Here is a 12168-nt window from a genome sequence, read left to right as displayed (position 1 = left end):
GCAATGCCGCTACTGTACCAGACTAAATTGGCTAAATCTGTACCTTCTCACGCAGCTATGAGCAAGGGAATCTAGAAAGTATAAGTGTGGAAAGAAATTTTTATGCAGATACTTGAAGTATGGTGGCGGCTAGAGTCAAAACGGCAAATATTTTGGCAAAAATTAGTTAATGCACTGTCAGCCAGTTCGGAATTGCAAGTTTGGCAAAAAAGCGATCGCTCTGGTCATATTACTTGGCGAGCCTATAATCCCATGACAGGCCGTTCTGCTTGTTTTGGCTCTGAAGAAGAAATGCGAGTCTGGATTGAGATGCAGTATTACCAAGAAATGTAACGATCAGAATGGATTTTTGTAAGAGTATAATCATCGTAAATATTATCTAGTCGTCGATTATGCCATCTATCAATTCCTCTGATACAAACGATGTACTTCGTTACCGTCCTCGCCGTCTGCGCCGGACTGAAACTTTACGACGCATGGTCAGGGAAACAACTCTCAGCGTTAACGACCTCATCTATCCCATGTTTGTGACTGAGGGAGAGGGGCAAAAAGTTGAGATAGCTTCTATGCCTGATTGTTATCGTTATTCCTTAGATTTATTGTTAAAAGAAATTAAGGAAGTTTATGATTTGGGAATAAATGCGATCGCACTTTTTCCCGTAGTTCCAGAAGAGCTAAAAGATGATACTGGTACTGAAAGCTTTAACCCAGATGGACTGGTACAGCGAACTGTCAAAGCGATCAAAGAAGCAGTTCCCGAAATTATTATCATGACTGATGTTGCCCTTGACCCCTTCACGAATCATGGGCATGATGGTTTAATCGATGACCAGGGTAATATTTTAAATGACCCCACCGTGGAAGTGTTGGTCAAAATGGCCGTTTCCCAAGCAGCCGCTGGGGCAAGTTTTGTTGCACCTTCCGACATGATGGATGGCAGAGTCGGCGCAATTCGTCGCGCTTTAGATGCAGAAGGCTACATTGATGTGGGAATTTTGGCATATTCTGCTAAGTATGCCTCTGCCTATTATGGCCCCTTCCGGGATGCTTTAGATTCTGCACCGAAATTTGGTGATAAAAAGACTTACCAAATGGATGCAGGTAATGCCAGAGAAGCTTTGAAGGAAATAGAACTAGATATAGCTGAAGGAGCAGATATTGTCATGGTTAAACCTGCCCTCGCTTATCTCGATATTATTCATCAAGTCCGCAACGCCACACATCTGCCTGTAGCAGCATATAACGTTAGTGGCGAATACTCCATGATTAAAGCTGCTGCACGGATGGGTTGGATTGATGAGAAAAAAATAATTTTGGAAACTTTAACCAGCATGAAACGAGCCGGTGCTGATTTGATTTTGACTTATTTTGCCAAAGAAGTGGCTTTAATGTTGGTATAAACCTCTGTTGTTTATTTCTCTGCGTTCTCTGCGCCTCTGTGGTTCGTCTCTTTCGTGAATTTATTTCTAGGAAATGCCTAATTCTAATTTTTAACGAACCGCATTGGCCCTAGCCTCTCCCTTTGGGAGAAGGGCGCAAAGTACACAAAGGAAGAAGGGAAGAAAGTTATTGTTGCTTTGGATACGGAACCCAGAAAAAATCAAATGATGCGAGTTTTAATTCTGGGTGGAACCGGAGAAGCGGCAGAATTAGCCACCAAAGTTGCGAATATCCAGGGAATTGAGGTAATTTCATCTTTAGCCGGTCGCACCAGTAAACCTTCAGTCCCATTAGGCGATTTGCGAATTGGGGGTTTTGGTGGTGTGGCTGGACTAGCTAACTATCTAGATCAGATGAAAATCGATGTGTTGATCGATGCTACCCATCCCTTTGCTAATCAGATTGCTTTGAATGCGGCCGATGCTGCAATGCAAGTCAAAATCCCCCGTTTGAAGTTAATCCGCCGACCTTGGAAAAAAGTAAATGGCGATCGCTGGATTGAAGTTGATAGTGTAAAATCTGCCGCAGCTGTTCTCGAAAATCAATCAAAACGGGTTTTTTTAAGCATTGGTAGGCAAGAAATCGGTACTTTTGCTCACCTGAATCAAATTTGGTTTCTGATGCGGATGATTGACCCGCCTGAGCCAAATGCCTTAGTACCGCCGGGAATATTGTTGTGCGATCGCGGGCCTTTTCACCTCCATAATGAGAGAGAAATCCTGATTCACCATCAAATTGATACCATTGTCAGCAAAAATAGCGGTGGTGATGCCACTTATGCCAAGATTATTGCCGCACGGGAACTAAAACTCCAAGTTGTAATGGTAAACCGTCCCCCTATACCACCAGGAGAACAAGCCACAGACATAGATGAAGTTTTAGAGTGGCTATTACAGCACTTGCATCCGTGACTCAGTATTTCTTCCTTTGCGCCTCTGCGCCTCTGCGTGAGAAAAAATCCAACATAAAAAACGCCCCCCATTTCTGAGAGGCGTTTCTTATTCAGCTAAACTTAATGATTAACCGTTGATAGCAGGTGCAGTTAAAGCAACAGGAGCAACATCAGCAGCAGCCAAGTCTAGAGGGAAGTTGTGAGCGTTGCGCTCGTGCATTACTTCCATACCCAAGTTAGCGCGGTTGATTACGTCAGCCCAGGTAGCGATGACGCGACCTTGAGAATCAATTACTGATTGGTTGAAGTTGAAACCGTTCAAGTTGAACGCCATTGTGCTGATACCCAAAGCGGTAAACCAGATACCGATTACAGGCCAAGCAGCTAGGAAGAAGTGAAGTGAACGGCTGTTGTTGAAGGAAGCGTATTGGAAGATTAACCGACCGAAGTAGCCGTGGGCTGCAACGATGTTGTAGGTTTCTTCTTCTTGTCCGAACTTGTAACCGTAGTTTTGTGATTCGGTTTCGGTTGTTTCACGTACCAAGGAGGAAGTTACCAAGGAACCGTGCATTGCGGAGAATAATGAACCACCGAAGACACCAGCTACACCTAACATATGGAAGGGGTGCATCAGGATGTTGTGTTCTGCTTGGAACACAATCATGAAGTTGAAGGTTCCGGAGATACCCAAAGGCATACCGTCAGAGAATGAACCTTGACCAATTGGGTAGATTAAGAATACTGCGGTAGCAGAAGCCAAAGGCGCAGAGTAAGCTACACAGATCCAAGGACGCATACCCAAGCGGTAAGATAGTTCCCACTGACGACCCAGGTAGCAAGCGCAACCGATCAAGAAGTGGAAAATTACCAATTGGTAAGGACCGCCGTTGTACAACCACTCATCTAAGGAAGCTGCTTCCCAGATGGGGTAGAAGTGCAAGCCGATCGCGTTGGAGGAAGGAACAACTGCACCTGAGATGATGTTGTTTCCGTAAATCAAGGAACCAGCTACTGGTTCGCGGATACCGTCGATGTCTACTGGAGGAGCAGCTACGAATGCGATGATGAAGCAGGTGGTAGCAGCTAGTAGGGTTGGGATCATGAGAACGCCGAACCAACCGATGTAAATCCGGTTGTCGGTGCTGGTGATCCACTCGCAGAAGCGATCCCATACGTTAGCGCTTTGACGCTGTTGTAAGGTAGTAGTCATTTCTATGATTGCGATATGTTTTTAATGAATCAGACGCATCGTTTGCTTGTCTGTCCTAATAAACTTAACATGAATTTACGTTTTGTAAAGTATTAATTTTGTTATCAAATTTGCTACAAACATTACATTTACTTATATTAAGTTGCCAATAAAGGCTAAATAACTGCCCTGACCGTTAAAAATCAAAGTAAATATAAGGTAAGCTCCCGTCAGGAGCTAATAACCACACTGAGTAAAGGCATAGCGGTACAAAGACCAGCTTTACAGGCCAGTTAAACTCTAACTTCAGCCTGCTATTAAAGGCATAAATTATACTCATAAATAGAGCTAGGATGACCAGCAACGAAGTCAGCTGATATTGGTTCATATTCAAGGATTCTACATAAACTTTCTGCAAAAACTGGGCATCGGCAGAATGACCCCAGAGGTGCTGAATTACCCAAGCAGAATCCTGGAGATTGGGGAGGCGGAACCAAATCCAAGAGATAAAAACCATCAGTTGGGTTAAAAACCAAGCGACAACTATACCCAGAGGATTTTGCCAGAAATGTGTCAAAGTTTCAAAGCGATCGCTAATCACATCTGTGAGTCGATGCAGCCCCAACGCTAAACCGTGGAATATACCCCAAACGATAAAACCCCAGGCTGAACCGTGCCAGATCCCAGCGATTAGCATCACAATAAACAAATTCCAGCAGGTGCGAGTCAAGCCTTGACGCGAACCACCCAAAGGAAAATAGACATAGTTTCGTAACCAATCGCCTAAAGTCATGTGCCAGCGCCGCCAAAATTCAGCAATGCTGGTGCTGAAATAAGGAAAGTTGAAATTCTCAGGTAAAACTAAGCCGAAGAGTAAAGCACTCCCACGAGCGATGTCTACATAACCACTGAAATCCAAATATAACTGTAAGCCATAGGCAAATGTCGCCAACCACAGATCAGTGCTACCCGCCCGTTGTAGATTGCCAAAACATAAATCAACAAAAATTCCCAAGTTATCTGCCAAAATTCCTTTTTTGACTGCGCCCTGAGAAATTAACCACAGTGCTTCTGTTACGCCCTCAGCAGAGGGGAAGTGTGGTTTCTGCAATTGAGATGATAGGTTGTGATAACGAGTAATTGGGCCAGAAATCAGTTTAGCAAAGAATAATTTATAGGTAGCAAATTTGAGGAAGTGTTTAGTAGCTGGCGCACCACGATAAACATCTACTAAATAAGCAATGCACTCAAAAGTGAAAAATGAAATCCCCAAAGGTGCAATTAATTTAAAGGCAGAATCTGGTGAATTGATTTGCAGATTAAAAACATATTTAAAGAAAGCGGGTAGATATTTAAAGCTCAATAACAATAAAACATTTAAACTTACACCCAGCCACAATAACTTGAGCCGACGACGATTCCAATCGGTTTGGGCAAATTGCCACTCTTCGTTAGAAAGTTGCCAGTCAACAGCATATTTTCCGTGTGTGGTATTGTTGCCAATCTCTAGCCCCACACGAAAATTAATAAAAGTCAGTACCAATAATAAAGGAATGTACTGAACATTCAAAGACCCATAGAAAACCAGACTAGCAATCAGCAACGTCCACATCCGCAATTTATGGTTAGCTACAGACCAGTAAATTCCCAGTACACTCAGCAAAAACACTCCATAGAAAATTGATATAAAGTTCATATTTTAGTTATTAGTTATTAGTCATTGGTCATTAGTCATCATTGGTTCTGGGTTATTTCCTTGAAATGTTTATCTCTCCACGTCTTACTTTGTCGGCCAAGCAATCATCGGATCATTAGCCAACCTTTTAGATACTTCGTATGCTCCAAAGCGGTTGAGGTGACTGGGGTCAGAAAAGAAATCATTGCTTTTTGGCCAAAGTTGGCTTAAGTCTCTATATATAAACTTGGGCTTGCTTGAGAGGGATAACATATGTTGCTGAAATTCTTGCTCATATTTTGTGCGGACTGGATCTAAATAATCAGAGGTCAGGGGCATATTAACAAATACTAAAGAAATATTCCGAGACTGGGTAAACTGTAAAATTTCTTCAAAAGCTGCATCTTGTTCACCTGCTATCTGGAAATCTTTATAATCGTTGTCGTAGTTACCTGCAACTCTAGGGTGCTTTTGATAGTGAATTATCGGATTGAAGCGCACGGATAAAGCTAAAAATCCATCAAAATCTACTGCTTGCTGGGTAGTATCTAGTTCAGAATTATCAGGATTTAATTCTGTTTGTGACCCTATAGTTTGAGTTTCTTTAACTAAAGGCAATGAAAGCAGTTGTTTCTGCAATAAAGTTTGAACTTGATCACGACTTTGATAGCTCAACGAAACGCCAGATAATACCTGATTTAACCAGTCATTTACTGCTTGATAACTGTTAACTTTGGGTTTTTCTCCTACTGGCGGCTGAGATGCAGAATTGGCGGAATTTTGCCGCGATTCATCGCTATTTGCAGATGTGAAGGCTTTTTGCAATACCTGTTTGTAACCCTCTGATGCGGCGATCGCCTTAAAGGTGATATCCTCCCGATTGCTATTGAAGGCACGGGAACCATCTGCCCACAGAATGAGTTTTGGGAGTTCCGCTGGCTCTAGCACCTGACGAATAATCAAGTCTACAACTTGTGCTGTCGCACCGTTAATGCCAAAATTAAATACGTCAAGATGGGGATAACCCTGATTTGCTAAAGTCTGAGAAAGTACTACCGGATCAATTCCTCTCAAGGCGCGGGAGGAACCAATAATTAATACATCTGCTGGTTTACCGTTTTCAGCAATTCGCTGTTTGTACAATGCTAGTTGTTCGTTTAATTGGCGAGAATTGAAACTGGGTATTGGCGATCGCGCTGCTAATAAAATTGCTGCGGCGTTGGCTCTTTCTTTCAGTGGTCCTGCTCTTAAAATCCTTTCTTGGCCATCGTCCTCTTGGGTAAACCCAGAATTATTAAAGACATCTTTTTGACTCTGAGAAGATTGCTTCCCAGACCTGCTAGTCAAAAATCCTGATTTCTGATTCTGGTTGGCTTCAGAACTCAATGAGGGTGAAACACTAGTTACTTGTGGTGAACTTGGTGTCGGGCGAGTAATTATATGATTCAAAATCCAATCAGTTTGCACAGTCAGCAATAAACCCAACGTACCCCAAACTAGAGCTACCTTCAGCCCTTGACTATCAGGATTCTGGATGACTGATTCACCACTTTCTGTAAATATCTGCGTTCCTGTTAACCACTTTTTCACTGTGGTGATCGCAGTTGTTGTCCAATCTCTGGCAACTTCTGTAACAAAATTTTGAACTTCTTCGGAAGTTAAATCATGACGCAAAACGGGCTGATTAATTGTCGAAATGTGATTAATTTCGTTTGTACCAATTAACAGCTCATTAACATATTCCGCAGTCGCAGCAAATTCTGGGGTGGCTTCTGGAACTAAACGTTGACGTGTTACTAAATCTACGCCATCATGCCAAAATGGTTCCTTATTACCAGCACGGCGACCGTAGACGCGCACCCCGGCAATACCGGGAATTTTTAACTGTCGCAAAAACTGGGTGACTTTATGAGCTACTTGTGAGCGAGCTGGGCAAATGGTCGCATCACACATAATATGCAACAAGTCACCTTTGCGTAGCAGCAGAACACGAATACCACCTGTCTTTAAACGCCGATCCAGATCAAGATTGAGTAAACGCTCTAGTAAAAAAGTAATTGCTGGTTGATCCCCATCACTGGCTAACTCAAAGGGTAATGGGGCTAGGGCTGGATGTTCGCTAGCAGGTAAAGTTAGCCAGTCAATCCAAGCTGGTTGCTGATCTGAAGTGGTTTTTCCGTACACAGTGGCAGCCAGAATACCTTGGGGAGCGATCGCTTCTAGGTGGCGGGAAATTCTCTCTAAACATTGGGCTTTATCTGGCGCTGGGGCAGTGTTTAACGGGTCAACAGCCGGGGTACAAAAGATATGTAAGGTTGATTCTTTGAGAGAAACTTGTACGGCCACCTTTAACTCTGACAATATCGAGCTTAATAGCCTGGTGATTGCCTGCACGTCTCCCCACCTGGCCCAGTCCTTGAGCATCATTTCTGGCGGTCGCAGATCCACTCTCAGCAGCCAATCAGATACTGCTTCACCACTGACTTGGGAAACAATCACCGCATCTTGGTAGCCGACCAGTTTCAAATCTCGTAACTGCTGGGCTACTGGTTCAGCTAATAATGATGAATCGGGGCTATAGCTAGACTGACAAAAGATCCACAGGCGATTCACTACCGCTTGATTGCTATCTTTTGGCTGATACTGCTGGATTTTCACCTGTACCGACACACCTAACGGACTGAGAGTTTCGCTGAGATAGCGGGCAATGGCATTGGGGTCTCCTCGACGTGCCAAATTTTCATTAGAAAGAATCAGAGATCCACCCACAGAAGCGGATTTTTCCGAGTCTTCCAGGACTTGCTCTACCTGTTCTAGATGCCGTTCTATCTGGTTTAAATAAACCCGATGACACCATTTGGGTCGATATTCCCCTTTCTTCCGCCCATAGACAAATACTTGGTATATTGAGGGTTGTTCGTTACTAGTTAAAAGATCCAAATCTGTTTGCTGTAGCGCGTGAAGCAAGTCAGACAGAGTGCGCCAGCGTTGAGGAAACTCTGAACCTTCACAAAGAATGTGTAGGTCATTTCCCCGCAACCGGACTTTTACCCCAAAAGAGTTGATTCCTGTGGCTTGGCTTACCCACTGCACTAGTGATTTCTGACTATCTAGTAATACTGTTTTCATGGGCAGTTAACTTTAGTCATTAGTTATTGGTCATTGGTCATTGGTGAATCAAACATGAACTCAGGACTTTCTGGTAAAGACGCGTTTAATTGCGTTTCTATTCAGGTCTGGGAAACCCTGGGGCTTGTACTTGTAAACTTGTAAACTAGAAACATAGGTCTATCACACTTGGCAGTTTTTTTTTAACAATTTTGTTACCTTGTGGGCTTGCAAAATCGGCCAAAATAGACAAGTAGGTCTGGAAGTCGCACAAACGTTGAATGCACGCGTTTCTTTTTACTCATTTGCCAACAACCAAGAATTAGCAATGACTCCTACTACCCAAAAGTCCTCAGACAATACCGGATTCCATCTACCTTTGTTGAGCATTCCCCAATCTTTCCTCTTACAAATAGGTACAGCGTCTATACTACTGCTGCTCACCACAGAAAAGGCTACAGTAAAAGCCCTAGAATCTATGGGGCAAGCCAGTGAAGAATTATTTCGAGGCGATCGCCTGCCGATTCTCCCGTTTCCAGATGACAACATTTTGCATACAAGCGCCAGAGGCGGGGAAAGAAGTTAAAAAATATACTTAAATCCTAAAAGACTCATGGTTTGACCTTGAGAATTAATTGCCTTGCACAGACGCGAATCATCGCGTCTCTACGATGTAAACAGTAATCAGCTTACAAGAGCAGAAATTATGGGTTCTACTTTATACAGTTTGTCTCATGCAGCGAATTTCTACCCTGCGTCGGAATTATTTTTGCGTCATCGTCTCCAAGTAGTAGAGGAATTGTGGGAATCAGTACTCCGGCAAGAATGCGGTCAAACGATGGTGGATCTATTGCGACAATTGCGCGATTTGTGTTCGCCAGAAGGACAAGCCACAAATGACCAAGCTGCATCTGCCGTTAAGTTGATTGAACAACTGAACATCAACGAGGCAATTCGAGCAGCTCGCGCCTTTGCGTTGTATTTCCAGTTGATTAACATCATAGAGCAGGAATATGAACAACGTCAGCAATTAACCCGCTATTCTGAGGGGGAAGCCGAAACGGTCATTCAGGAGGAGAGGTTATCAAACGCTTCTTACTCCTCCAACCAAAAGGAAGATGATTCCGTTCCTGTGAATCAAGAACTAGACCTACTATCAAAAAGTTGGGTTACCAAAGCAATGGGAAAACAAAAAGGTACTTTTGCTACTCTGTTTCCCCATTTATTCAAGCTGAATGTGCCACCGCAACAAATTCAACGCCTGATCTCGCATCTGGATGTGCGTTTGGTGTTTACAGCTCACCCGACGGAAATAGTGCGTCACACCATCCGCGATAAACAAAGACAGGTGGTAAACCTGCTGCAAAAACTGGATGTAGTAGAAAACCGCACTGAAAGCACCCTGGGCGGATATCCTTGGGAAGCAGCGGATTTGCGAGAACAATTGCTGGAAGAAATTCGCCTGTGGTGGCGGACAGATGAACTCCACCAGTTCAAACCCACAGTGCTGGATGAAGTTGATTATGCCTTACACTATTTCCAAGAAGTGTTATTTGATGGTATTCCTCAACTTTATAAGCGCTTAAAATATGCTCTGGGTCAGACATTTACTTGGCTAGAACCGCCCCATAAAAACTTTTGCTCTTTTGGTTCCTGGGTAGGTTCAGATCGCGATGGTAACCCATCAGTTACACCAGAAATCACTTGGCAGACAGCTTGCTATCAGCGGAAAATGGTCTTGGAAAGATACATTAAATCAGTAAAGCAGCTGATTGAATTATTGAGTGTATCGATGCACTGGAGCGATGTCTTACCAGAGTTGCTGGAATCTTTAGAGATGGATCAGTCGCAGTTAAGTGATGTGTACGATGCACTGGCGTTGCGTTATCGCCAAGAACCCTATCGCTTGAAACTGGCTTATGTGCTGAGACGGTTGGAAAATAGTCGCGATCGCAATGTAGCTTTGTATAACCACGAAAAGTCACCCAAGGAAGACTCCCCCATGTATCGTTCGGGGTCGGAGTTTTTGGCAGAATTGCGGTTAATTGAACGTAATTTGACTGAAACTGGTTTAAGCTGTCGGGAGTTAGAAACGCTGATTTGTCAAGTAGAAATTTTTGACTTTAACTTGACTCAGTTGGATATCCGCCAAGAATCAACGCGACACTCTGATGCTTTAAATGAGATTCTGGAATATCTGCAAGTCTTACCCCAATCCTATAACGAGCTATCGGAAGAACAGCGAGTGGCTTGGCTAACTGGGGAACTGCAAACCCGGCGACCATTAATTCCCGCAGAATTGCCATTTTCGGAAAAAACCAACGATGTGATTGAAACTTTCCGAATCTTGCGATCGCTACAGCAGGAGTTTGGTGTCAACATCTGCCAAACTTACATCATTAGTATGTGCCGGGAAGTTAGCGATGTCTTGGAAGTTTTACTCTTAGCCAAAGAATCCCGACTTTTTGACCCGGTGGTGGCTGTGGGGACTATTCAGGTTGTTCCCTTATTTGAGACAGTAGAAGACCTACAACGCTCTAGAAGCGTCATGCGGCAGTTATTTGAACTCCCGCTATATCGGGCTTTATTAGCAGGTGGCTATGAAGCACTCAAAGCCATTCAGCAAGAAGGTTCTTCATTGCCGATTGTCCCGACTACGGCTTCTCCCCTCACCCCTAACTTACAAGAAGTCATGCTGGGGTATTCTGATAGCAATAAAGACTCTGGTTTTTTAAGTAGCAACTGGGAAATTCATAAAGCCCAAAAATCACTCCAGACAATCGCGGAAGGATATGGTCTGAGTTTGCGGATTTTCCACGGACGCGGGGGTTCTGTGGGACGAGGAGGCGGCCCAGCTTTTGAGGCGATTTTGGCGCAACCAGGACACAGTATTAATGGGCGGATTAAGATTACTGAACAAGGGGAAGTATTAGCTTCTAAATATTCGTTGCTGGATTTAGCTTTGTATAATCTGGAAACCATTACCACGGCTGTAATTCAAGCCAGTCTATTACGCACCGGGTTTGATGATATTGAACCTTGGAATGAGATTATGGAAGAATTAGCAGTGCGATCGCGTCAACATTATCGCGCACTCATTTACGAGCAACCAGATTTCATCGACTTTTTTCACCAAGTTACCCCCATAGAAGAAATTAGCCAGTTACAAATCAGTTCTCGTCCAGCACGACGACCATCTGGAAAGAAAGATTTAAGCAGTCTGCGAGCTATTCCTTGGGTATTTAGCTGGACACAAACCCGATTTTTGCTGCCTTCTTGGTATGGTATCGGCACAGCTTTACAGGGATTCTTAAATGAGGAAGAGGAAACAGAAGAACACCTGAAATTGCTCCGCTACTTTTACATGAAATGGCCTTTCTTCAAAATGGTGATTTCCAAAGCAGAAATGACCTTAGCCAAAGTAGATATGCAAATGGCACATCACTATGTTCAAGAACTCTCTAACCCTGAAGACAAAGAACGGCTAGAAAAAGTTTTTGAGCAAATTGCCAACGAATTCTATCTCACTAGAGATTTAGTGCTAAAAATTACTGGTCACAGTCGGCTTTTGGATGGTGATCCTGTATTACAACGTTCAGTGCAGTTACGCAATGGTACAATTGTACCTTTAGGATTCATCCAAGTTTCCCTACTCAAACGCTTGCGACAGTCCCGGAATATTACTGCTACTTCTGGCGTGATTCACTCTCGTTACAGCAAAGGAGAGTTACTGCGAGGCGCACTGTTAACGATTAACGGGATTGCCGCCGGGATGAGAAATACAGGCTGACCGAAGAGGCAGGAGAGCAGGGAGCAGGGGAGCAGGGAGCTGGGGAGATTTGGAATTCCCCTGCCAAAAGGGTT

8 protein-coding genes are annotated in these 12168 nt (G+C 43.7%); 5 read left to right on the top strand and 3 right to left on the bottom strand.

Features of this window, described 5'->3' with window-relative positions:
• The first annotated feature begins 102 nt into the window (after nucleotides 1–102).
• The 3 genes from AACX33_RS09550 (at nucleotide 103) to AACX33_RS09540 (ending at nucleotide 2351) form a co-directional block, all read left to right on the top strand.
• Nucleotides 103–333, top strand: coding sequence for a hypothetical protein (locus AACX33_RS09550; RefSeq protein ID WP_193997617.1), 231 nt, complete (start codon nucleotides 103–105; stop codon nucleotides 331–333).
• 59 nt (nucleotides 334–392) lie between these two features.
• A complete protein-coding gene (gene hemB / locus AACX33_RS09545; protein WP_193997618.1) occupies nucleotides 393–1400 on the top strand; it encodes a porphobilinogen synthase in 1008 nt (335 codons plus the stop codon).
• Nucleotides 1401–1604: 204 nt separating this feature from the next.
• Nucleotides 1605–2351, top strand: coding sequence for a cobalt-precorrin-6A reductase (locus AACX33_RS09540; protein ID WP_193997619.1), 747 nt, complete (start codon nucleotides 1605–1607; stop codon nucleotides 2349–2351).
• A 108-nt stretch (nucleotides 2352–2459) separates the two neighbouring features.
• On the opposite strand, the gene psbA is transcribed toward AACX33_RS09540, so the two are convergent.
• The 3 genes from psbA to AACX33_RS09525 form a co-directional block, all read right to left on the bottom strand.
• Nucleotides 2460–3542, bottom strand: coding sequence for a photosystem II q(b) protein (gene psbA / locus AACX33_RS09535; RefSeq protein ID WP_089090755.1), 1083 nt, complete (start codon nucleotides 3540–3542; stop codon nucleotides 2460–2462).
• Nucleotides 3543–3717: 175 nt separating this feature from the next.
• On the bottom strand, nucleotides 3718–5217 hold the full coding sequence (locus AACX33_RS09530) for an MBOAT family O-acyltransferase (protein ID WP_193997620.1): 1500 nt from the start codon (nucleotides 5215–5217) through the stop codon (nucleotides 3718–3720).
• Nucleotides 5218–5301: 84 nt separating this feature from the next.
• Nucleotides 5302–8325 (bottom strand): DUF1574 domain-containing protein, encoded by a 3024-nt coding sequence (locus AACX33_RS09525; RefSeq protein ID WP_193997621.1) that lies wholly within the window; start codon nucleotides 8323–8325, stop codon nucleotides 5302–5304.
• Between the two features lie 307 nt (nucleotides 8326–8632).
• On the opposite strand from AACX33_RS09525, the gene AACX33_RS09520 reads away from it, so the two are divergent.
• Together AACX33_RS09520 and ppc are read left to right on the top strand one after the other, a co-directional pair.
• On the top strand, nucleotides 8633–8890 hold the full coding sequence (locus tag AACX33_RS09520; RefSeq protein ID WP_193997622.1) for a hypothetical protein: 258 nt from the start codon (nucleotides 8633–8635) through the stop codon (nucleotides 8888–8890).
• A 120-nt stretch (nucleotides 8891–9010) separates the two neighbouring features.
• Nucleotides 9011–12094 carry a phosphoenolpyruvate carboxylase gene (gene ppc, locus AACX33_RS09515; protein WP_193997623.1) on the top strand — a complete coding sequence of 1028 codons (3084 nt, stop codon included), beginning with the start codon at nucleotides 9011–9013 and terminating at the stop codon, nucleotides 12092–12094.
• Nucleotides 12095–12168: the final 74 nt, after the last annotated feature.

It is taken from the genome of Nodularia sp. LEGE 04288 (genome assembly GCF_963896525.1).
In the GTDB taxonomy this organism is placed as follows: Bacteria; Cyanobacteriota; Cyanobacteriia; order Cyanobacteriales; family Nostocaceae; genus Nodularia.
Note: the sequence above shows the minus strand (reverse complement) of the source record. Positions and strands in the feature narration are given on the sequence as shown.

Coding starts and splice junctions, on each gene's coding strand:
- AACX33_RS09550 (WP_193997617.1), top strand. CDS start 103: ATGCAGATACTTGAAGTATGGTGGCGGCTAGAGTCAAAACGGCAAATA.
- hemB (WP_193997618.1), top strand. CDS start 393: ATGCCATCTATCAATTCCTCTGATACAAACGATGTACTTCGTTACCGT.
- AACX33_RS09540 (WP_193997619.1), top strand. CDS start 1,605: ATGATGCGAGTTTTAATTCTGGGTGGAACCGGAGAAGCGGCAGAATTA.
- psbA (WP_089090755.1), bottom strand. CDS start 3,542: ATGACTACTACCTTACAACAGCGTCAAAGCGCTAACGTATGGGATCGC.
- AACX33_RS09530 (WP_193997620.1), bottom strand. CDS start 5,217: ATGAACTTTATATCAATTTTCTATGGAGTGTTTTTGCTGAGTGTACTG.
- AACX33_RS09525 (WP_193997621.1), bottom strand. CDS start 8,325: ATGAAAACAGTATTACTAGATAGTCAGAAATCACTAGTGCAGTGGGTA.
- AACX33_RS09520 (WP_193997622.1), top strand. CDS start 8,633: ATGACTCCTACTACCCAAAAGTCCTCAGACAATACCGGATTCCATCTA.
- ppc (WP_193997623.1), top strand. CDS start 9,011: ATGGGTTCTACTTTATACAGTTTGTCTCATGCAGCGAATTTCTACCCT.